The 21,896-nt window shown below is 40.9% G+C and carries 19 protein-coding genes; 14 read left to right on the top strand and 5 right to left on the bottom strand.

Annotation, left to right across the window (positions count from 1 at the left end):
- The first annotated feature begins 19 nt into the window (after positions 1–19).
- From FTV17_RS11580 to FTV17_RS11570, 3 genes are all read left to right on the top strand, one after another.
- On the top strand, positions 20–1,378 hold the full coding sequence (locus FTV17_RS11580) for a nucleobase:cation symporter-2 family protein (RefSeq protein WP_179999700.1): 1,359 nt from the start codon (positions 20–22) through the stop codon (positions 1,376–1,378).
- Between the two features lie 122 nt (positions 1,379–1,500).
- Positions 1,501–2,250 (top strand): outer membrane protein OmpK, encoded by a 750-nt coding sequence (locus tag FTV17_RS11575; RefSeq protein WP_035264928.1) that lies wholly within the window; start codon positions 1,501–1,503, stop codon positions 2,248–2,250.
- Between the two features lie 95 nt (positions 2,251–2,345).
- Complete coding sequence (locus tag FTV17_RS11570) at positions 2,346–2,852, top strand: GNAT family N-acetyltransferase (RefSeq protein ID WP_179999697.1); 507 nt, start codon at positions 2,346–2,348, stop codon at positions 2,850–2,852.
- Between the two features lie 31 nt (positions 2,853–2,883).
- On the opposite strand, the gene hpxO is transcribed toward FTV17_RS11570, so the two are convergent.
- On the bottom strand, positions 2,884–4,041 hold the full coding sequence (hpxO, locus tag FTV17_RS11565; RefSeq protein ID WP_179999694.1) for an FAD-dependent urate hydroxylase HpxO: 1,158 nt from the start codon (positions 4,039–4,041) through the stop codon (positions 2,884–2,886).
- A gap of 212 nt (positions 4,042–4,253) precedes the next feature.
- On the opposite strand from hpxO, the gene alc reads away from it, so the two are divergent.
- The gene (gene alc, locus FTV17_RS11560) at positions 4,254–5,261 is read left to right on the top strand and encodes an allantoicase (RefSeq protein ID WP_179999691.1); all 1,008 of its coding nucleotides are present in this window, start codon (positions 4,254–4,256) and stop codon (positions 5,259–5,261) included.
- Between the two features lie 93 nt (positions 5,262–5,354).
- Complete coding sequence (locus tag FTV17_RS11555; protein ID WP_179999688.1) at positions 5,355–5,852, top strand: ureidoglycolate lyase; 498 nt, start codon at positions 5,355–5,357, stop codon at positions 5,850–5,852.
- Positions 5,853–5,920: 68 nt separating this feature from the next.
- Here FTV17_RS11555 and FTV17_RS11550 read toward each other — a convergent pair whose 3' ends face one another.
- The 3 genes from FTV17_RS11550 to FTV17_RS11540 all read right to left on the bottom strand — a co-directional run bounded on the left by FTV17_RS11550 (position 5,921) and on the right by FTV17_RS11540 (position 10,831).
- Positions 5,921–6,322, bottom strand: coding sequence for a nuclear transport factor 2 family protein (locus FTV17_RS11550; protein WP_218945362.1), 402 nt, complete (start codon positions 6,320–6,322; stop codon positions 5,921–5,923).
- 108 nt (positions 6,323–6,430) lie between these two features.
- Positions 6,431–7,351 carry a response regulator transcription factor gene (locus tag FTV17_RS11545; protein ID WP_179999686.1) on the bottom strand — a complete coding sequence of 307 codons (921 nt, stop codon included), beginning with the start codon at positions 7,349–7,351 and terminating at the stop codon, positions 6,431–6,433.
- Positions 7,352–7,354: 3 nt separating this feature from the next.
- Complete coding sequence (locus FTV17_RS11540) at positions 7,355–10,831, bottom strand: ATP-binding protein (protein WP_179999730.1); 3,477 nt, start codon at positions 10,829–10,831, stop codon at positions 7,355–7,357.
- Between the two features lie 202 nt (positions 10,832–11,033).
- Here FTV17_RS11540 and urtA point away from each other — a divergent pair, with 202 nt between their 5' ends.
- The 9 genes from urtA (at position 11,034) to FTV17_RS11495 (ending at position 19,967) form a co-directional block, all read left to right on the top strand.
- Positions 11,034–12,272 (top strand): urea ABC transporter substrate-binding protein, encoded by a 1,239-nt coding sequence (gene urtA, locus FTV17_RS11535; protein ID WP_179999684.1) that lies wholly within the window; start codon positions 11,034–11,036, stop codon positions 12,270–12,272.
- A gap of 79 nt (positions 12,273–12,351) precedes the next feature.
- Positions 12,352–13,272, top strand: coding sequence for an urea ABC transporter permease subunit UrtB (urtB, locus tag FTV17_RS11530; RefSeq protein ID WP_179999681.1), 921 nt, complete (start codon positions 12,352–12,354; stop codon positions 13,270–13,272).
- A gap of 19 nt (positions 13,273–13,291) precedes the next feature.
- Positions 13,292–14,458 carry an urea ABC transporter permease subunit UrtC gene (gene urtC / locus FTV17_RS11525; protein ID WP_179999678.1) on the top strand — a complete coding sequence of 389 codons (1,167 nt, stop codon included), beginning with the start codon at positions 13,292–13,294 and terminating at the stop codon, positions 14,456–14,458.
- On the top strand, positions 14,455–15,213 hold the full coding sequence (gene urtD, locus FTV17_RS11520) for an urea ABC transporter ATP-binding protein UrtD (protein WP_092766538.1): 759 nt from the start codon (positions 14,455–14,457) through the stop codon (positions 15,211–15,213). Before urtC ends, urtD begins: the two co-directional genes overlap by 4 nt.
- A gap of 9 nt (positions 15,214–15,222) precedes the next feature.
- Complete coding sequence (gene urtE / locus FTV17_RS11515; RefSeq protein ID WP_179999676.1) at positions 15,223–15,921, top strand: urea ABC transporter ATP-binding subunit UrtE; 699 nt, start codon at positions 15,223–15,225, stop codon at positions 15,919–15,921.
- Between the two features lie 212 nt (positions 15,922–16,133).
- The gene (locus FTV17_RS11510; RefSeq protein WP_035264753.1) at positions 16,134–17,177 is read left to right on the top strand and encodes an aliphatic amidase; all 1,044 of its coding nucleotides are present in this window, start codon (positions 16,134–16,136) and stop codon (positions 17,175–17,177) included.
- 38 nt (positions 17,178–17,215) lie between these two features.
- On the top strand, positions 17,216–18,331 hold the full coding sequence (locus tag FTV17_RS11505; protein ID WP_179999673.1) for an AAA family ATPase: 1,116 nt from the start codon (positions 17,216–17,218) through the stop codon (positions 18,329–18,331).
- A gap of 39 nt (positions 18,332–18,370) precedes the next feature.
- Positions 18,371–19,549, top strand: a complete 1,179-nt coding sequence (gene fmdA / locus FTV17_RS11500) for a formamidase (protein WP_092766540.1) — start codon at positions 18,371–18,373, stop codon at positions 19,547–19,549.
- A gap of 121 nt (positions 19,550–19,670) precedes the next feature.
- Positions 19,671–19,967 (top strand): FmdB family zinc ribbon protein, encoded by a 297-nt coding sequence (locus FTV17_RS11495; protein WP_035264759.1) that lies wholly within the window; start codon positions 19,671–19,673, stop codon positions 19,965–19,967.
- A 44-nt stretch (positions 19,968–20,011) separates the two neighbouring features.
- Here FTV17_RS11495 and parE read toward each other — a convergent pair whose 3' ends face one another.
- Complete coding sequence (gene parE, locus FTV17_RS11490; RefSeq protein WP_179999670.1) at positions 20,012–21,892, bottom strand: DNA topoisomerase IV subunit B; 1,881 nt, start codon at positions 21,890–21,892, stop codon at positions 20,012–20,014.
- Positions 21,893–21,896: the final 4 nt, after the last annotated feature.

Here is a 21,896-nt window from a genome sequence, read left to right as displayed (position 1 = left end):
AAATATAGAGGGATTTATTATGACTGCACACGAACAACAACAATCACCCGAACATGAATATCTTGGTGCTGGTAAAAGTGCTGCTTATGGCTTACAACATGTTTTAACCATGTATGGTGGTATTATAGCGCCTCCTCTGATCGTGGGTACGGCTGCAGGCTTATCAGGTATGGAAATTGGGCTACTCATCGCTGCTGCTTTATTTGTCGGTGGCTTAGCGACAATTTTACAAACCATAGGCGTTAAACATATTGGCGCACAATTGCCCTTGGTTCAGGGTGTCTCTTTTGCTGGTGTAGCCACAATGGTCGCAATTGTCACCACAGGTGGCGGATTACAGGCAGTCTATGGTGCCGTCATTGTGGCATCACTTTTAGGTTTTTTCTTAGCGCCCTACTTCTCTAAAATTATTCGATTTTTTCCCCCAGTTGTTACAGGCTGTGTAATTACAATTATAGGCTTATCACTCCTGCCAGTTGCTGTGCGTTGGATGATGGGCGGCAATAAAAGTGCACCTGATTGGGGAAGTGCTGAAAATATTTGTTTAGCGTTAGCGACGCTTGCAATCGTCATAATATTGAATATGGCTGGCAGTGCCACAATTCGACGCCTTTCAATTTTACTGGCAATTATTCTTGGCACTGTCTTAGCATTTCTATTTGGCTTTGGTGATTTTAGCAAAGTTGGGGAAGGTCATTGGTTACAGGTTCCTAGCTTCTTTGCATTTGGTATGCCGACCTTTGAGTTTACAGCAATACTTTCCATGATCATTGTTACCCTCGTGATTATGACGGAGACTACAGCTGATATTATTGCAGTCGGTGAAATTATCGGTACCGATGTAGATTCAAAACGTATTTCAGATGGTCTACGCGCAGATATGTTATCAAGTGCAGCAGCACCGATCTTTGGTTCATTTATGCAAAGTGCGTTTGCGCAAAACGTTGGTTTAGTTGCAATAACAGGGATTAAAAGTCGCTATGTTGTCGCTGCTGGCGGGATAATTCTGGTCGTACTTGGATTACTCCCAGTAATGGGGCGTTTTATTGCAGCGATTCCTGTCCCTGTACTTGGGGGTGCTGGCCTTGTTTTATTTGGTACAGTAGCCGCGAGTGGTATCCGTACACTGGCAAAAATTGATTATAACGATCAGAAAAACTTAATTATTGTCGCGACTTCAATTGCTGCAGGAATGGTACCCATTATTGACCATTCGTTCTATTCCGACTTCCCAAAATGGGTCCAAACCTTGTTCCATTCGGGTATTAGCTCAACCTGCTTAATGGCGATAGTCCTCAATATATTATTTAATCACTTAAAATTATTTGGACCGAAAATTAGTATTAAAAGTAAACAAATAATTGATTCTCATCATTAATTTAAACCATCTTTGTATCAATGCCTGCATACGTGGGCATTAATTTTTCCTTTCATCCACTTTTGGCTTTATTTTTGCAAAAGAATCGTTATTCTGTTACCGCTTTCTCTGGGGATTCTTTTATGAAACTTAATCAAATCGCAGCACTTTGCGCATTAGCTTCTACAGCAGCGTTTACTCAAGCAAGTCCAATTGTTTGGCAAGATTTCAGCCTAACTGGTCTTTATGGCGATAACTACCTAAACCCTTTCTCTCAACAAGAAGGTGAACGCTATACCATCACTGCTGAATATGCTGCAAAGCTTAAGTACTCGGATGTTTTCTTTTTCGTCGATCAACAATGGGGCGGAAAAGATGGCGATTCAACTTACCTTGAATTAGCTCCACGATTAAGTTTAAGTGAAGTTTCTGGCCAAAAACTAAGCGCTGGTCCAATCAAAGATGTATTGATTGCAACGACTTGGGAACACAACGCTGGTTATAACAACAATACTGAGTTCAATAACTTCTTGTATGGCGTAGGCTTTGCTTTAGATATTCCTTACACGCAATATGCAAATATTAACTTCTATCGAGTTGACAATGACTTGACTGAAGATGACTACCAAATGACGATCACTTACGCTGTTCCATTCAAGCTAGGCAATGAAGAATTCTTGGCAGATGCATTCCTTGATTGGTCTACAAATGAAGGTCCTGGTCATGCGAGTGAATTGAACTGGACAAGCCAATATAAATGGAATGTTGGTAAACATATCTCTCCAAAAACCAAATTGTATGTAGGTGTTGAACACTCTGTTTGGAACAATAAATTCGGTCAAAAAGGTCAAGACCAAAACGATGTAAGCGCATTGGTTAAATATCATTTCTAATTGATATTTATAATAAAAAAGCAAGACTAGTGTCTTGCTTTTTTTATGCTCAATAATCAAAATAAAGTTATAAATACTGACGATTAGAATAAAAAATGTCTTTTAAAATTCGTTTCGCAACTGAACAGGATTTAACTCAAATCCAAGATATTTACAACGATGAAATTCTGAATGGTTTTGCAACATGGAATGAGCAAGATCAAGACATTTATTATTATCAGAATTGGTATCGTCAGCATCTAATAGATCATTTCCCTATTTTTGTGGTTGAAAACGAACTGACCCAACAAATTGCAGGTTATGCTGAATACAGTACATTTAGAGCGATCAGTGGTTTTAGACAAACTGTCGAACACTCTGTGTATATTCATCCCAATTTTACACGTTTGGGTTTAGGCAAAGCTTTACTCCAACATTTAATTCAACACGCAAGCCAACATAAAATTCATGTCATGATCGCTGCTATAGATCATGAAAATTTTGCATCCATCAAATTACATGAATACTTTGGATTTAAACAAACAGGCTATTTACCTGAAGTCGGACAAAAATTTGGATCTTGGCGCAATCTCGTCTTATTCCAACTGAATCTAAATACTTAAAAAGGGCATTTAGCCCTTTTAGTTAAAATTTTTAATCCAAAGGATTTCCAACAATATTACTGATAATACCTTTCATAATATGAGGTCCTTGTTCTTTTCTTAAGTCCTCATACCATTCACGAGTAATCGATTCGTCTTTCATATGCGTCACATCACAACGTTTACGCGCTCTCAATACCATTTCAGCAGTGCGTTCATTACGTTTGTTTTGATAACGTCTTAAAGCATCCTGAATTCCCAGTGTATTAATCTGTAATGCCCGAGCCAAATAAATGGCATCTTCCATCGCTTGGCAACCGCCCTGCCCAATATCAGGTGTTGTACTATGTGCTGCATCGCCAACAATCACAACTCGCCCTTTATAGAAATCTGCAAATGGTTCTATATCATGGATTTCAACACGATTGGTTCGCTGTTCATCAATAGAATCAATTAAAGTTTGTACTTGCGGACACCAACCGTCAAAATATTGTTTTAGTAATTTTTTATATTGAGTACGATCATTTTCCAAACCTAATTCAAGTGGTACATCAAAGAAGAAATAAAAACGATTACCTGCGACTGGCATTAAAGAAGCTCGCTTCCCTTCTCCCACAAAGGTGGTCCACTGATCGGCAGGAGCGAGCGACTCAGAAATTTCGACCAACCCATTCCAATTCACATAACCTGCATAACGACGCTCAACTTGCTCACCTAAAACATAGGCACGCGTGATCGAATGAGTGCCATCCGCGCCGACCAATAAATCCGTGGTGATTTCTGTTCCGTCAGCAAAATGGATTTTGACGTCATCACCTTGATCCTCAAGTCCGATCATTTTTTTTGCAAGATGAATATCTTCACGTCCAAACTCGTCCATTAACATATTTTGTAATTCAGCGCGAGAAACAGGATAAGGCCGCTGCCCGACTTCTTCAATCAATGGATATAAACTAAATTGCGTCATGACATCACCCGTGAGCCCATCGACATAAGCAAGGTGATCCATTTTCCCACCAAGTTGAGCGACTTGATCCGTGAGTCCTAGATAGTTCAAACATTTCACACCATTTGACCACAATGAAATCGCAGCACCCACGGGTAAAATTTTTTCAGTTTGTTCATATATTGAAACTTGATGACCAAATTTTTTCAGCGCAATTCCGGTCGTTAATCCTGCCATTCCGGCACCAATAATGGTGATATTCATTTTTACTTCCACAATTTTTTTTGCTTTAACCCACTGCTTAAAGCGAAAAACGTGCCATTTCCACCAATATAGCGCTACATAAGTGCAAGGTTGGCACATGCTGTGCATTCTTTTTAAAGCCCTTGAGCAGATGCGACATAACAACGCATCATGATTCTAAGAATGCATTCTTTTGATAAGAATCAAGTTTTAAAGCAATAATGGAAGATGACATGGCAACACTATTGGCACCGGAATTTGAAATCCCTACTCATTTACAGCAACTTACTAACCTTGCAGATGCCCGAATTGGTGCAAAAGTCACAACATGTTCTGATGAATTTTTTGCTGAAGCTCAACGTATGCTTCAGTTTGATGCGCCTATCTTTGTAGAAGGTAAATTTGATGATCATGGCAAGTGGATGGATGGATGGGAAACCCGTCGTAAACGTCACAGTGGTTATGATTGGGCGATTGTTCAGTTAGGTGTTGCAGGTAAAATTAAAGCACTCGATATTGATACCACTTTTTTTAGTGGTAATTATCCCGCTTCTGCTTCAGTAGAAGGATGTTATGCACCAAATGAAAACTTAGATGATGCTGAATGGCACCAAATTTTACCAAATAGTATATTGGGACCAAGTCAGCACCATGTCTTTGAAGTTTCAATGAATCAGATCTTTACCCATCTCCGTTTAAATATTTTTCCAGATGGGGGTATCGCACGATTCCGCGTATATGGTGAAGTCAGCGTTAAAATCCAAGATCAAAGCCAAACCCTCGACCTACTTGCACTTGAAAATGGTGGACGTGTTATTGCCTATAGTGATGCACACTTCGGACATCCACGTAATCTGATCAATCCAGGACGTGGGGTTAATATGGGTGATGGTTGGGAAACCGCACGCCGTCGTGCACCCGGTTTCGACTGGTGTATTTTAGCTTTAGGGCAAGCTGGTCACATTGAAAAGATCGAGATTGATACAGCCCACTTTAAAGGAAATTATCCTGCTGAAGTGTCCATTCAAGCCATTTATATAGAAGATGCAACGGATCCTCAATTGATTCCACAAAGTATGTTTTGGCCTTTCTTATTAGATGCTCAACCAATGCAAATGGATCACATTCATAACTTTGTAAATGAAGTAGTGGGACACGAAAAAATTTCTCATATTCGGGTGAATATGATTCCTGATGGAGGGATTAGCCGTATACGCCTCTGGGGTAAAGTAAATCCTTAGTTGAGCATTTGTTACTTTTAAAGTGATCTTATTTTGACTGCATTTTCGACTCAATTCTAAATTGAAAATGCAGTATCTTTTTAGCGAATTTTTATGATGCATACCATTACCCTACAACCTTTAACCTCCGAAAATTTTGCACCTTTTGGTGACGTCATTGCTTGCCAAGGAAATGATTATTTTCATATTAACGATGCGCATACAGAGCGCTATCATGCTTTAGTAACCACTGAAATTATTGGCGATGCCAAAGCCGGGATTAGTATTTTTCGAAATATTCAAAGTACCAATATTCCGTTCAAAATTTCGATGCTTGAACGTCATCCTCATGGATCACAAGCTTTTATCCCGATGCAGGGACAAAAGTTTTTAATAGTGGTTGCACCAGTCTTAAATGCGAATCAGCCCGATATTTCAAACCTACAAGCTTTTATAACTAATGGCTCTCAAGGTGTGAACTATCGGGCGGGGACTTGGCATCATCCACTTTTAACATTGGAAAGCCCGAGTGATTTTGCGGTGGTGGATCGGATTGGCAGTGGATCTAATTGTGATGTGTTTAAGTTTGATCAAATTGAAATATCACATTGAATCTGGTGCTTATGAATCTCAGTTATGCAGATCATGAGACCATCTAATTTTATGTCCATCTTTGACTATTATTTTACAACTAGGTAATCATTGTCATTCACCGATGTCGCATATTCTTCCATTCTTGAAATCAGTCCATTTTCAATGGTGTACTCTTGTACCCATTTTTGCTCAAATTCACCATCTTGACCATCAATCGTAAATTTTTCGCGTCCAAAAACCACCACTTTGTTACCTTCTTTGACCATACGTAAAATATCAAAGTATGCGACATGCATGGTTGTGAAATTGGTATTGAAGAACTGTTCTACACCCGTTTTTCCTTCAAATCGAATTGAAGGCAGTTTTTGTGAGCCATGGTGAATCCATACCGTATCCTCAGTTACTGTTGCAACAGCAGCCTGTAAATCTTGAGACCTAAATGCCTCAAACATTTGGTCTATGATTTGAAGTGAATTGATCATACTCATTGTATTTACTCTTTTTATCTTAGGATAAAAAGAGGTTAATGAAGGGAGAGTGAAAGATCACTATCAGCTGGTATAGCGATTTAAAGATTTTGCTAGAAACGATGAGTTCTATACGACTGCTTGATTTTGACAAGCTGACATCACATGTAATACCGCAGCAGTTCTCGTTTCCACAAACAGCTTCTCAAAAACATGCTCTAAATGTTTATTGACGGTGCGTGGACTCAACTCCAAAATTTCTGCAATATCTCGGTTGGTTTTGCCAAGCGTTACCCAATGCATAACTTCAGCCTCACGTGGTGTTAAATTCGGACAAGCTTGAGCGATCTCTTCAACACTTGGCATGTGTGTTTGCTCTTTGAGCTGAACCAAAACATGTTTAGGTAATTGTCCTTCTTTCAGCTTGGTCAATAAATTTAATTGTAATTGCTGATGCCCATGACCATATTGATCATGTAGCATTTCTTCTTGATAAGATTGCTGGAAAAGTGCTTTTAACCACTGATTTATACTCTTTCTAAAATGAGTAATATCAATTCCATGTTGCGTTAATAAACCTTGCACTACAGGTGTCTGCCAAATAACTTCCCCATCCATATTCATCGACAAAATTGCACTGCCTGTTGCATCGAGCATTTGTTTCTGTTGGTGCATTAAACGGGCTTGCAGTAAATGCGTTTTGACACGTGCTTGTACTTCATCGATATTCAGTGGCTTTGTCACATAATCTACGCCCCCGACTTGAAAGCCTTTTACAATATGTTCGGTTTCCGTCAAACCCGTCATAAATATGACAGGGATGTGCTCAGTCATTGGACTCGCTTTAAGCTGGATACAGGTTTCAAAGCCATCAATCTCGGGCATACTCCCATCCAATAAAATCATATCTGGCTGTGAACGGTGCGCAATTTCAATAGCAGTAAAACCATTGGTGGCAACAAAGACCTGATAGCCTGCTTGATCAAGACTCTCATGTAATAAACTTAGATTTTCAGGAATATCATCCACAATTAAAATGCTTTCTAACATAGCTTAACTCCCTTCCAAATCAGATCTGATATCAGATAGGTGCTCGTGTAATCGTTGTAATGCACGTTGGGTCTCGAAGCGTTGAATATCAAATTCTATGTGCTGCCATATAGAAGGATCACAGACATTGCGTTTCTTGCAAATTTCGAGCATCTCTTTGGCTCCACGGATATAACCAATACTCAAATAATCTTCTAGTTTGATTAGCGCTTGTTCTGGTGCTACATCATCCTCATCAATCACGCTAACAGATATAGCGTTGCCATCATGGTGTAAGGGTTCAACCTGTTTTTGAGGTTCTTCTGCGACTTGATTCGGCTCATTCTGATGAAGCCAGTTTAAGCCTAATTTATCTCCAATCTTGTTCAGTAGCAGATTTAAGTCCACGGGTTTGACCAGAAAGTCTTCATTCAATACATCGGTTTCAGGGTTCTGCATTCGTTCATTAGCATCTGCGGAAATAATGATGATGGGAACATTGGTCATTTTATTATTTCTCAATAATTTCGCAGTTTCCCACCCTCCCATCAAAGGCATACTCAAATCCATTAAAATTAAATCTGGTCGAAACTCAGGGACTTTTCTTAGACATTGCAATCCCGATTCTGCTTCTTCAAGAATAAAGCCTAGAGGTTTAAGGAAATTTAAAACTAGTCCACGATCAGTTGCTTCATTGTCTACGACCAATATTTTACGGCGATGTCCCATATAGCCAGATACTGTATTCGATGCGACATCAGCAATGGGATGAATGACCGACTTTGAAGGTAAATATAGTTTTATTTTAAAAATTGAACCGTTTTTTAACGTACTGCTTACCTTTAACTCCCCACCGAGAATATCCACCAATAGTTTAACAATTGGTAAACCCAAACCTGTTCCAGCAAAGCTACCTTGTACGACATTTTGTCCGCGCTCAAAAGGCTGGAATATTCGCTCTAGATCTGCTTCAGCAATCCCGCATCCCGTATCATGAATTTCAAAATATGCCGTCTGAAAGCGATAATCTACTCGAAATTTCACCTCTCCTTCGAGCGTGAATTTCAAAGCATTTCCCATTAAATTGATAAGGATCTGTTCAAGTCTTTTTTTATCTATACGTACGTATTGTGGTATTTTTTCACTAATTTCGACCGTAAATTTCAGTTGCTTTTGTTGGAATTGTGGCTCAAACATATTCACGATTTGTTGGAGAAACTTCGGAAATTCAATATTCGACATTTCTAAAGAAATTTTACCTGTTTCAATCCTTGCAAGATCAAGTAAACCATCAATCAAGGACGTTAAATGCTGCCCACTACGACGAATCACGCCCAGCGCAGCTTTTCCTTGTTCAGAGAGTTGTTCTTGTTTATTGAGTAACTGGCTATATCCTAAAATACTATTTAGAGGTGTTCTCAGTTCATGACTAATCCCAACAACATAACGACTTTTGGCCTCATTGGCTTTTTCAGCTTGAGTTCGTGCATCTTGTAATTGCCGATCTGTAATTTTATGCGCTTCAATTTCGTCCATGAGCAGTTGTGTTTGCATATTACTTTCAAGCTGAGCTTGCCGGCGACTTTCATCATTGAGTACCAACCACCATGCTGCAACACATAACAGTAAAAATAATACGGCATAAATTTTCACAAATAGCATCAGCAACTCATGCTGTTGAGTTGATCCAAATACTGTGCCGAATTTACTCAGTTCTTGTAAATAAACCAGACTTAAACTGACTGCCAATACCACACTCAGAACAAAGATCATCAAAATATAAAGACTCAATCTAGTATTGATGTATCTCAACCATTGGTGCGGTAGAAACCAAACTGCAAAATGCTTAAGTTGTGCAGACCACCGTGCATGAGGCTTACATAAATCATGGCAACGAGCTTCTAAGGTACAGCATAAAGAACAAATCATATTGTTATAAGCAGGACAAGTCGCCATGTCAGCCATTTCATAATCATGCTCACAAACCACACATCGTTGTGTCTCTATTGGTTTTAATGATTTATCTTCATGACGTGCGATGTAGTATTTGCCACGAGTAAAATAAGCAAGCATTGGGACACAGACGATAGCTGAACCTAAAGCAATAAATCCTGCTAAGGATTTTGCGATATCACCAAATAATCCCCAGTAGCATAAAATCGACAACAAGGATGCAATACATAAACTGCCAACACCAACTGGATTAATGTCATAGAGATAGGCACGCCTAAACTCAATTCCTTTCGGGCTCAGCCCCAATGGCTTACAAATGATGAGATCAGCAACGATGGCTCCCACCCATGCCAAGGCCACATTACTATAAAGCCCCAATACACGCTCCACCGCATGGATGACGCCTAGCTCCATCAACAATAGCGCAATAAAAATATTGAACACTAACCAAACCACACGTCCGGGATGACTGTGTGTTAAGCGTGCAAAGAAATTAGACCACGCCAATGAGCCAGCATAAGCGTTGGTTACGTTGATCTTTAACTGTGCGATACACACAAACATGACTGTAAGAAATAATGCAGCACTAGGATGCTCAATCACTTGTTGGTAGGCGATCCAATATAGATAATTCGGATTGCTTAATTCATGATTCGGCACCATAAATTTAAGGGCGAGTACCATTAAAATCATGCCCATAAAAATTTTAATGAATCCCACCAATATCCATGCAGGACCGCCTAAAAATACCGCCCAATTCCATGTCTTTTGAGCATGTTTTTTGTCTGGCAAAAATCTTAAATAATCAGCTTGTTCACCAATCTGCGTAATCAGCGCAAACAAAACAGTGCAAGATGCGCCAAAAAAAGCCAAATTGAATCTTGCACTTTGACTTTGCGCGCCTTCTATTAGGGCAACTTCAGAGAGCAGAGTCGGATGCTTCACCAAAACAAAGCACCATGGTAGTAATAATAAAAAAATCCATAATGGTTGGGTAAACGCTTGTACTTTATTAATAAACCCTATGCCTTTGATCACCAGGGGCAGAATAATAAGCGCAGAAATTAAATAACCTAGACTCAGCGGCACACCTAAACCAAGCTCAAGCGCCAAAGCCATGATAGCGGCTTCAAAAGCAAAGAAGATGAAAGTAAAACTGGCGTAAATGACTGAAGTTATAGATGAGCCGATATAGCCAAAGCCTGCGCCCCGTGTAAGTAGGTCAATATCAACATTGTATTTGGCCGCGTAATATCCAATAGGCCAACTGGTCAAAAAGATAATGATTGAAACGACCACTAAGGCCCAGAATGCATTGCTAAAGCCGTATTGCCATAACATGGTTGCACCAAGCGCTTCCATCGCTAGAAAACTGACTGCTGCAAGCGCTGTATTGGTCACCGTCCAAAGGGACCACCGTCTTACTGACCTCGGTGCGTAGCGTAGTGCATAGTCTTCAATACTCTCATCAACCACCCAAGTATTGTATTTACGGCGTGTATGAATCACCCGTTGCGGTGCTTGAGGAGTATTGCTAGATGAAACCATAAAGCTAGGCAATTTAAATAGACCCTTACAGTTAGCAAAATCTATGCCCAGCTTAACTTTCATCAAAAAACATTTTGAGGAACATCGATATACGTAAAGTGACGTATATGCTCATTTTTTAACACCCCTTAGGCTTAAGTCCATAGCAAGCGCAAACAATAAATCGCGCAATGGCCTTATCCACTTCATCAGGGGAACACCAATGACCTTAAAATCTAAAGTTAAAACATCTGGCTTACTCGCAGGACTACTCGCTGTTCCTTTTTTACTGGCACCTGTCTTGACCACTGCGAGTGCTCCAGCGACAGCAAAAGTAAATACAACCAAACTTAACGTAAATGATAAATTCGTCTATGTCGGTCAGCTTCATTCAGCGACAGGAACGATGGCAATCTCTGAAACAGGAGCCATCCAAGCAGAACGCTTAGCCATTGAGCAGATCAACAAACAAGGTGGTGTATTAGGTCGTCAGATTAAAATTGTTCAAGAAGATGGTGCATCTGACTGGCCAACTTTCGCTGAGAAAGCCCGAAAATTAACTGAAAAGGATCGTGTTGCAGCAATTTTTGGTTGCTGGACTTCAGCTTCTCGTAAAGCCGTCTTACCTATTATTGAACGAAATAATTCGCTTCTGTATTACCCAACATTCTATGAAGGTCTAGAACAATCTAAAAATGTGATTTATACCGGTCAAGAAGCTACACAACAGGTGCTTGAGTCTCTGAATTGGCTTGCACGTGAGAAAAAAGCCAAAACATTCTATTTAATCGGTTCTGACTATATTTGGCCACGTACCACCATGAAAATTGCCCGTACACACATTGAAAAAGTGTTGAAAGGTAAAGTCGTCGGTGAAGAATACTACCCGCTTGGACATACGCAATTTGGTTCTTTAATTAACAAAACCAAACTTCGTAAACCAGATGCAATTGTCGCTGCCGTGGTGGGTGGATCAAACGTTTCCTTCTATAAGCAAATGAAAGCTGCAGGCGTGACTGGCGATAAGCAAACACTGCTCACCTTCTCTGTGACAGAAGATGAATTACTGGGGATTGGTGGCGAAAATATGAAGGGCTTCTACTCTTCAATGAAATATTTCCAAAGTCTAAATAATCCAAGTAACGCAGCTTTCGTAAAAGCATTTAAAGCGAAATACGGTCCTAAAGCAGTAATTGGTGATGTGACTCAAGCCGCTTATCTTGGTCCGTGGTTATGGAAAGCCGCAGTTGAAAAAGCTGGTAGTTTTGATGTTGCTAAAGTTACCAAAGCCTCTCCAGGCATCGAAATGAAAAATGCGCCTGAAGGTTACGTGAAAATTGATGCCAATCATCATTTATGGAGCAAATCACGTATTGCACAAGTGCAAACCAATGGTCAATTCAAAGTGGTCTACGAATCAAAAGGTTTAATCAAGCCTAATCCATTCCCTAAAGGCTACTAATCGACAGCACATGATCAGGAGAGCCCTCTCCTGATCTTTTCATTTCAAACCTATTATTTAAAGCTTGGAGGATGAGGCGATGGATTTATCTTTAGCTGACTTCGGTGCAATATTTGCGATGCAAGGCTTTAATGGTCTTTCTGTTTTCTGTGTGCTGTTGTTAATGGCACTGGGCCTTGCAATTATTTTTGGGCAAATGGGTGTCATCAATATGGCACATGGTGAATTCCTCACAATAGGCGCGTATACCACATTTGTCATTTCAACCCTGACTGAAAGCTATTTTCCTCAATTACTTCCTTATTATTTTATTGTAGCGATTGTGGCAGCTTTTCTGACAGCAGGCATTATCGGCTATATGGTCGAACGGCTCATGATTAGTCGGCTTTATCAGCGGCCACTCGATACTTTGCTTGCAACTTGGGGCTTGAGCTTAATCATGCAACAAGTGTTTCGCTCTACATTTGGTCCCAAAGAAGTGAGTCCAACACTACCTGATTGGCTTATGGGCGCTTATCAACCGACAGAGACGATTGATATTCCTATTAATGGATTATTCCTTGTCGGTGTCACACTTACCGTGACTGCTTTTGTCTATTTCCTTATCTATCGTTCTCGCTGGGGCTTACAGCTTCGTGCGACAAACCAAAACCGTTTCATGAGTGGTGCCGTTGGTATTAATACAAAGCGTGTGGACAGTCTAACATTCGCATTAGGTTGTGGTTTGGCCGGTATTGCTGGTGCGGCGTTTACAACAATTGGCTCAACTGGTCCAACTGCAGGCTCTCTCTATATCGTAGACACGTTCTTGGTTGTGGTGTTTGGTGGAGCTGCAAGTCTATTAGGCACTATCGCTTCGGCTTTCAGTATTGCACAAGCCCAGTCAATCCTAGAGTTCTTCCTTTCAGGCTCTGTTGCCAAAGTCATTACCTTAGCGACGGTCATCATCATTTTGATGTTACGTCCTCAAGGTTTGTTCTCAATCAAAGTTCGTAAATAGGTATTCAGGAGAGATTGATATGAGTAATCCAATGAATGCCTTGTTAGGCGGTAAAGAAGGTGCGATTGGACTGGCTATATTGGCAGTACTGATCCTATTTGTAATGCCCATATTTTTAGATGTTTTCCGTCTCAATTTAATGGGTAAATATCTTACGTTTGCTTTTGTCGCGATTGGTTTAGTGCTGTGCTGGGGTTACGGCGGCATTTTGAGTTTAGGTCAGGGTATTTTCTTTGGGATCGGTGGCTACTGTATGGCCATGTTCCTCAAGCTCGAAGCTTCTGACATGCAATCCACAGCAGCTCAAACCACACCCGGTATTCCTGATTTTATGGACTGGAACCAAATTACCAGCCTACCAATGTTCTGGGAACCATTCCATAGTTTCACATTTACCCTATTCGCGATTGTAATTATTCCAATTTTATTGGCTTTTATTATTGGTTTTGCAATGTTTACTCGTCGTGTAGGAGACGTGTATTTCTCTATCATCATGCAAGCGATTGTTGCGATTTTGACAATTTTGATTATTGGTCAACAAGGCTTTACTGGTGGTATCAACGGTATTACTGATCTCAAGACATTACATGGCTGGGACATCCGTACGGATGAAGCAAAGTACGTTTTGTATTACATCAATGCATTACTACTCATTGCAGTCATCATGATCAGTCGATTTGTTCTCAGCTCAAAGTTAGGTCGCTTACTTTCTGCAATGCGTGAAAAAGAAGAACGTGTACGTTTTTCTGGCTATGACGTTTCAATGTACAAAGTCTTTATCTTCTGCTTTGCGGCAGTCGTTTCTTCCATCGGTGGGGCAATGTTTACGCTACAAGTCGGCTTCATGTCTCCAACGATTATTGGCATCGTCCCATCTATTGAAATGGTGATCTTGGCTGCAGTAGGCGGACGTTTATCACTGATCGGAGCTGTATATGGTGCAGTTTTAGTTAACCTTGGTAAAACTTACTTCTCTGAAGCATTCCCTGAAGTATGGTTGTACTTCCTTGGTGCATTGTTCATAGGCGTTGTGATGTTCTTACCGAATGGTTTAGCTGGCCTATATGAAAAATATGTTCGCCCACTGATATTCAAAGATAAAAAAACAACGGCTTCGCCTACCCCCCATCAACCCACGGAGTCCAAAAAAGATAGCAATATTGAAGTAGAAGGAGGTGTGAAATGAGTAAAGTCGGCGTAGAAATGGCAAAACCTGTACTTGTAATTGAAGATCTCACAGTCTCGTTTGACGGCTTTAAAGCCGTCAGCGATCTCAACTTCTATCTCGATAAAAACGAAGTTCACGTGGTGATCGGTCCTAATGGTGCAGGTAAAACAACAGTGTTGGATTTGATTTGCGGTAAAACTAAAGCAACTTCTGGCACGATCAAATTTAATGATATTGAACTGACTAAGCTCAAAGAGTTCGAAATCGTTCGTAAAGGTGTCGGTCGTAAATTTCAAAATCCTAATATTTACGAAAACCTTTCAGTCTATGACAACCTCGAAATGTCTTTCCCACGTGGTCGTAATGTTTTTGGGGCTTTGTTCTTTAAGCGAACCAAAGATGTTGAAGAACGTATCCAAGAAGTCGCTTCAAAAATTTTCCTCACTGATTTATTACACACCTCCGCAGGCTTATTGTCTCATGGACAAAAACAATGGCTTGAAATAGGGATGTTGCTTATGCAAGACCCCGAGTTGTTAATGCTGGATGAACCTGTGGCAGGCATGAGTGTTTCTGAGCGTGAACAGACAGCGCAACTGCTTCGTGAAATCAGTAAAGGACGCTCAGTCCTCGTGATTGAGCACGATATGGAGTTTGTAAAAACCATTGCAGATAAAGTGACAGTATTGCACCAAGGGAAAATCCTCGCAGCAGGAAAAATGGATGATGTGCAAAGTGATCCAAAAGTCATTGAAGTCTATCTCGGACACTAAGGAGGCCTTATGAGCGGATTATTAGAAATTAGTTCTTTGTGTTCAGGTTATAAACAAAGCCAAGTCATTCATGATCTAGAACTTAAAATTCAACCCAAAGAAATTGTGGCGATTATGGGTCGAAATGGGATGGGAAAAACCACACTGTTTAAAACTCTTATCGGTGATATTAAAAATACTCAAGGCGAAATCAAGCTCGATGGTAAAAACTTAGAAAAGCTTGACCCGTATCAACGTGTGGAAAATGGTGTTGCTTATGTTCCTCAAGGTCGTATGATTTTCTCAACCATGTCTGTTCTAGAGAATATTCAAACAGGTCTCCCTGCGTCTGCCCATGGCAAAGTACCTGACGATCTGTATGAGCTTTTCCCTGTACTTTGGGATATGCGTAAACGCAAAGGGGGAAATTTATCTGGTGGACAACAGCAACAATTGGCAATTGCACGTGCACTCGCCACCAATCCCAAAGTATTGCTGCTCGATGAACCTACCGAGGGAATCCAGCCCTCGATTATTAAAGATATCGCGAAAACGCTAAAAGAAATTCGCGATCAACGAGACCTCACTATCGTGGTCTCCGAGCAAGTACTGAGCTTTACTATGGCGATGGCAGATCGCTTCTTGGTCATCGATAAAGGCCGTTTTGCTTATGAAGATGTCAGAGCGAATGTCGATGAAGCAACCATTAGTACATATCTTTCAGTTTAAAGCACTTCATCTCATCAACTCTTAATTTGGCATTTCCCTCGATTTTTTCGGGGGATTTTTTGACCATTTGTTGGAGTGGTATTGTTATTTCGATCTAAAAACTTATTTGAAATATCGCTTCATATACGCAATTCACCGTATTTTGCATCGATCAATTTCACGCGAAACTCCTTATATAGATTTTAATTTTAAAGATATGGGGAGTAAGTTGAATGCGTCACGGTGATATCTCAAGTAGTCCAAATACAGTAGGTGTAGCAGTAGTGAACTATAAAATTCCACGCTTGCACACCAAAGCAGAAGTACTTGAGAATGCAAAAAAAATTGCTGAAATGTTGAAAGGTATTAAACAAGGTATTCCAGGCATGGATCTCATTGTTTTCCCTGAATACAGCACCATGGGCATTATGTATGATCATGATGAAATGATGGCAACGGCAGCCACAATCCCAGGTGATGAAACGGCAATTTTCTCTCAAGCTTGTATTGAAGCAAATGTTTGGGGCGTATTCTCAATTACTGGGGAACAGCACGAAGAACACCCGCATAAAGTGCCATATAACACCTTAGTGCTCATCAATAATAAAGGTGAAATCGTTCAAAAATATCGCAAGATTATTCCATGGTGTCCAATTGAAGGCTGGTGCCCTGGAGATACGACTTATGTGACAGAAGGCCCTAAAGGCATCAAGATGTCACTCATTATCTGTGACGACGGCAATTACCCTGAAATTTGGCGCGACTGTGCGATGAAAGGTGCTGAACTTGTGGTGCGATGCCAAGGTTATATGTACCCGGCTGATGAACAGCAAATCAATATGGCCAAATGTATGGCTTGGGCAAATAACGTTTATGTCGCTGTTGCCAATTGTACTGGTTTTGATGGGGTGTATACCTACTTTGGACATTCAGCAGTGGTCGGCTTTGACGGACGTACATTAGGTGAATGTGGTACGGAAGAAAATGGTATCCAATACGCGCAGTTATCACTCACAGAAATACGTGATGCACGTAAATACGATCAATCACAAAACCACTTGTTCAAGCTGCTACACCGTGGCTATACAGGCGTATACAACAATGGTGATGGTGATAAAGGGGTTGCCGATTGTCCATTCGACTTCTACAAGACATGGGTCTTAGACGCACAAAAAGCACAGGAAAATGTTGAGCAGTTTACACGTTCAACCATTGGCGTTGCAGAGTGCCCAATTGGCAACTTACCTCACGAAGGGTTAGAGAAAGAAGCTTCTTAAAGAAGCTTCGTCCGACTTGATTTCAGGAGGTTTCGAACATGACATTTGCCAGTGACCGTATACATGCCAATCAGGAAAGTTTGGCAAAACAACGCTATGACATGCAAAGCAAGGAATGTATAGCACGTACTTCCCGATTCAGTTTTGAACCAGATACCGTGATGACCCATCTACGTGAACATATTATTGGACAAGAAGCCGCACTTGATGAAATTGAAAATATGCTCACCACAGTGAAAGCAGATTTTAACGCAGCTCATCGTCCTTTAAGTGTCACACTGATGTTAGGTCCTACCGGTGTAGGAAAAACTGAAACAGTCCGCCTCATTGCTGAAGCGATACACGGTAAAGCTGATGCATTCTGCCGAATTGATATGAATACATTGGCACAAGAGCATTATGCAGCCGCCCTGACAGGTGCCCCACCAGGCTATGTCGGCTCTAAAGAAGGAAATACTTTATTCGATGAAGCCCTGATTCAAGGGAGTTTCTCCAAACCTGGCATTGTTCTCTTTGATGAAATTGAAAAAGCCAGTACTGAAGTCATTCGAGGGCTACTCAATGTGCTTGAAACAGGAACTTTAAAATTAACTGCGGGTACAAAGGTTTTAGACTTTAAAAACTGTATGATTTTTATGACCAGTAATGTAGGTGCCAAAGATGCTCAAAAGCGCCTGAAACAACTTAGTCAATTACCAAAACCACTCCAGAAATTAGCCAAGCATTTGAAATTAGATGACAGTGAAATCACGACAAAAGCACTCGATAAAAAGTTTGATCCTGAGTTTCTAAATCGCATTGAGCGAATCTTACATTATCAGCCAGTTGAATCTGATTTTGCTGCAACCTTAGTCCAACTCGAAATTGACAAAATGAACCAACGTCTAAAAAAGCAAAGTCGAACCATTGCTTTGACCGATGCTGCCGTTCGATTCCTGAGTTCAGGACATGATGTTCGATTTGGTGCTCGGGGTTTAAGCCGTCGTTTTAAAGTGTTAGTTGAACCTGCACTCGCGAAAGCTTTTCTAAACAACAAGCACATTAGTGAATTCATCATCTATTACGACAATAGGAAGCTTCAAATTCAGATGATTGAGCCAGCAGTGAAACCACTTGATCCGTTACGGATACACGAAGCATCACAACAACACTGAGACCTAAACTTTATTTGACCTCAATATAGGGGATACATTATGCAACATATCAAAATCAAACCAGGAGTTCCACTTGCGGAGCAAGCCGAAATTGGTCACAACCGTTGGCACCCAGACTTACCTTTTCTGACATCAGTAAAACCTGGTGAAGAAATTCTGATTGAAAGTTTGGATTTCCTTGACGCACAAATTAAAGATACTGACGATATTTCTGATGTTAAAAATGTGGATTTAACACGTGCTCATCCTTTAACAGGGCCATTCTATGTTGAAGGTGCAGAACCAGGTGATTTGTTGGTCATTGATCTACTAGACATTCAACCGATTTCTGATGTGGGTTTTTCGGGTGTTTTTGCCAAAGAAAATGGTGGTGGCTTCTTGGCGGACTATTTCCCAGAGGCAGATAAAGCCATTTGGGATTTGAAAGGTTTATTTGCAACTTCACGTCATATCCCTGGTGTACGTATTGCAGGTTTAAAACATCCTGGCTTGATGGGAACCCTACCATCACATGATTTACTGAAAGAATGGAATCGCCGTGAAGCATTGCTCGTTCCTAAAGGTCAAGCAAACCCTCCTGATCCACGTACAGCCGTTCTGCGTGGTGTAAAAGGTCCCGAATTTGATCGTATGGCGGCTGAAGCTGCACGCACAGTTCCTCCACGTGAACATGGGGGTAACACAGACATTAAAGACCTTGCTGCAGGAAGCCGTATTTACTTCCCTGTTTATCAAAAAGGTGCTGGCTTCTCAATGGGCGACCTCCACTTCTCACAAGGTGATGGTGAAATTGGTTTCTGTGGTGCGATTGAAATGGATGGCGTTACACGTGTCGGTTTCGATTTAATTAAAGGTGGGATGGAAAAATACAATATTGATTCACCTATCTTTGTTCCAAGCAATGTGCGTCCAAATTATGATCAATGGCTGACTTTCGAAGGGATCAGTGTTGAAGATGGTGTAAATCACTATCTCGATGCGACAGTGGCTTACCGCCAAGCATGTCTAAAAGCCATTAAGTATCTTGAAAATTTTGGCTTTACTGGGTCACAAGCCTACATGTTACTTACCGCTGCACCGGTTGAGGGTCGTATCGGAGGTATTGTAGATATTCCAAACTGTGCATGTACCGTCTCACTCCCAACCTCCATTTTTGAACAAAATATCTTGCCGCAAGGTGCTTTAAATGACGATAAATTTTGGGGGCATAAACGCTAATTAGCGCATTATTGTTGTTACAGGTTTCACCATTTTACGGGGTAGCTTGAGTAAGCATGCGAGCTACCTCCTTTTTAACTTTTAAACATGCGCATGCTTAAAAATAAGTAGGAGCACGATCATGCCATTATACGATTTCCGCTGTGAGCACTGCGAAGGAATTTTTGAACAACGTGTGCCTATTTCTAGGATTGCAACTGACACTATCGAATGTAAATACTGTCAACAACCCACCTTAGCTAAACCAATGATTACTGGCAGACAACAAATCAACATGAAGACCAAATGGCGTCCAGGGTCAGGCGCAGAACAACTTGCAGGACCTTTAGTCGGCGGTCCAGGTACCAATAAAAATAGTGCACGCAGTTCAGTGCTACACAACTGTCGTGGTGTGAATTGTTCACTCTGTGAAGTATAAAAAAGCCCGCATCTGCGGGCTTTAATGCTCGTGTCTGCAGAAAATTAAACGACTAATTCAGCTAAGTTGCCTTTTTGTTCCAACCATTCTTTACGATCACTTGCGCGTTTCTTGGCTAATAATTTATCTAATAAACCTGAAGTAAAATGCACATCATCCAAATCTAGTTGCACCAAACGACGAGTATTGGGATCCAATGTTGTTTCACGGAGCTGACTTGCATTCATCTCACCCAAACCTTTAAATCGTGTGATTTGTGGGGATTTAGTTTTGGCTTTTTTCAATATGCCTTCTAATTCTGCTTCGTCAAGCGCGTAATGCACATCTTTACCGTCATCAATACGGAATAAAGGTGGCATCGCAACAAATAAGTGCCCTGCTTCAACTAGACTTGGGAAGTGCTTCACAAATAATGCACATAGCAAAGTCGCAATATGTAATCCATCTGAGTCTGCATCGGCAAGAATACAGATCTTGCCATAGCGGAGTTCAGACAAATCATCAGAACCTGGATCGACTCCTATTGCGATTGCAATATTATGCACCTCTTGAGAAGCAAGTACTTCATCTGAAGAGACTTCCCAAGTGTTTAAAATTTTTCCGCGGATCGGCATAATCGCTTGGAAATTCTTATCACGCGCCTGTTTGGCAGATCCTCCAGCAGAATCACCTTCTACAATAAATAGTTCTGACTCTTCCAAACTATGTCCCACACAATCAGATAATTTGCCTGGTAAAGTTGGACCTGAAACGATTTTTTTGCGCTCAACTTTCTTTGCAGCTTTTAAACGACGTCCCGCTTTTGAAATCGCCATTTCAGCCAATTGCATTGCAATTTCAGAGTTTTGATTCAACCATAAGGCAAAAGCATCTTTTGCGATGTTCTGCACAATCGCAGAGGCTTCACGACTTGAAAGACGCTCTTTGGTTTGACCTGAAAATTGTGGCTCTTGAAATTTCAAAGACAGAATATAGTTCACGCCATCCCAAACATCTTCCGCTGAAAGCTTCATATTACGTGGTAAGAGATTACGTAACTCACAGAACTCTCGGATCGCATCCGTCACACCTGAACGAAGACCATTCACATGTGTGCCACCTTGCGCCGTTGGAATCAAGTTCACATAAGATTCTTGAATGCTCTCTCCACCTTCAACATTCCAACAAATCGCAAACTCCGCACTGGCACGTTCCGCGTCACCTGTAGCGACAAATGCAGGCATAGGGATGATTTCACGATCTTCCAACTCATCCATCAAATAATCGACGAGACCCTTTTCAAACTGCCACGTGATCTTTTCGTCGTTAATTTCATCAACATAATTGATTTGTAAGCCAGCAGCTAATACCGCCTTCGCTTTTAAATTGTGTTTAAGTGCCTTCAATGCAAATTTAGGTGAATCAAAATATTTCGCTTCAGGCCAAAAGTGAACTGAGGTACCCGATGCACGTTTGGGTGCTTTACCTTCCAGAACTTCAAGTGGTGCCGTTGCTTCACCTTGCTCAAAGGCCATTTTGTATAAATTACCTTGGCGCTGAACTTGGACTTCCACACGTGTGGAAAGCGCATTTACAACAGAAATACCAACCCCGTGCAAACCACCAGAGAATTGATAATTATCTGTACTGAATTTCCCACCTGCATGCAGTTTAGTCAGAATAATTTCAATGCCGCTTTGACCATATTCAGGATGAATATCAACTGGCATACCACGCCCGTTATCTTCTACTGCCAATGAACCATCTTTATACACAGTCACTGTAATTTTATTTGCGTGTCCTGCCAATGCTTCATCGACCGCATTATCAATAACCTCTTGCGCCAAATGGTTTGGACGTGTGGTATCGGTATACATGCCTGGACGACGGCGTACAGGATCTAAACCAGATAAGACTTCAAGGGATTGGGCCGTATATTGAGACACGTTG

The sequence above is a fragment of the Acinetobacter sp. YH12239 genome, assembly GCF_013417635.1.
In the GTDB taxonomy this organism is placed as follows: Bacteria; Pseudomonadota; Gammaproteobacteria; order Pseudomonadales; family Moraxellaceae; genus Acinetobacter.
The sequence above is the reverse complement of the archived record's forward strand: the minus strand, read 5'-3'. Positions and strand labels throughout refer to the sequence as shown.

Coding starts and splice junctions, on each gene's coding strand:
- urtA (WP_179999684.1), top strand. CDS start 11,034: ATGACCTTAAAATCTAAAGTTAAAACATCTGGCTTACTCGCAGGACTA.
- urtC (WP_179999678.1), top strand. CDS start 13,292: ATGAGTAATCCAATGAATGCCTTGTTAGGCGGTAAAGAAGGTGCGATT.
- FTV17_RS11575 (WP_035264928.1), top strand. CDS start 1,501: ATGAAACTTAATCAAATCGCAGCACTTTGCGCATTAGCTTCTACAGCA.
- FTV17_RS11495 (WP_035264759.1), top strand. CDS start 19,671: ATGCCATTATACGATTTCCGCTGTGAGCACTGCGAAGGAATTTTTGAA.
- FTV17_RS11580 (WP_179999700.1), top strand. CDS start 20: ATGACTGCACACGAACAACAACAATCACCCGAACATGAATATCTTGGT.
- alc (WP_179999691.1), top strand. CDS start 4,254: ATGGCAACACTATTGGCACCGGAATTTGAAATCCCTACTCATTTACAG.
- FTV17_RS11545 (WP_179999686.1), bottom strand. CDS start 7,351: ATGTTAGAAAGCATTTTAATTGTGGATGATATTCCTGAAAATCTAAGT.
- fmdA (WP_092766540.1), top strand. CDS start 18,371: ATGCAACATATCAAAATCAAACCAGGAGTTCCACTTGCGGAGCAAGCC.
- FTV17_RS11510 (WP_035264753.1), top strand. CDS start 16,134: ATGCGTCACGGTGATATCTCAAGTAGTCCAAATACAGTAGGTGTAGCA.
- FTV17_RS11550 (WP_218945362.1), bottom strand. CDS start 6,322: ATGAGTATGATCAATTCACTTCAAATCATAGACCAAATGTTTGAGGCA.
- FTV17_RS11540 (WP_179999730.1), bottom strand. CDS start 10,831: ATGGTTTCATCTAGCAATACTCCTCAAGCACCGCAACGGGTGATTCAT.
- urtD (WP_092766538.1), top strand. CDS start 14,455: ATGAGTAAAGTCGGCGTAGAAATGGCAAAACCTGTACTTGTAATTGAA.
- hpxO (WP_179999694.1), bottom strand. CDS start 4,041: ATGAATATCACCATTATTGGTGCCGGAATGGCAGGATTAACGACCGGA.
- FTV17_RS11570 (WP_179999697.1), top strand. CDS start 2,346: ATGTCTTTTAAAATTCGTTTCGCAACTGAACAGGATTTAACTCAAATC.
- urtB (WP_179999681.1), top strand. CDS start 12,352: ATGGATTTATCTTTAGCTGACTTCGGTGCAATATTTGCGATGCAAGGC.
- urtE (WP_179999676.1), top strand. CDS start 15,223: ATGAGCGGATTATTAGAAATTAGTTCTTTGTGTTCAGGTTATAAACAA.
- FTV17_RS11555 (WP_179999688.1), top strand. CDS start 5,355: ATGATGCATACCATTACCCTACAACCTTTAACCTCCGAAAATTTTGCA.
- FTV17_RS11505 (WP_179999673.1), top strand. CDS start 17,216: ATGACATTTGCCAGTGACCGTATACATGCCAATCAGGAAAGTTTGGCA.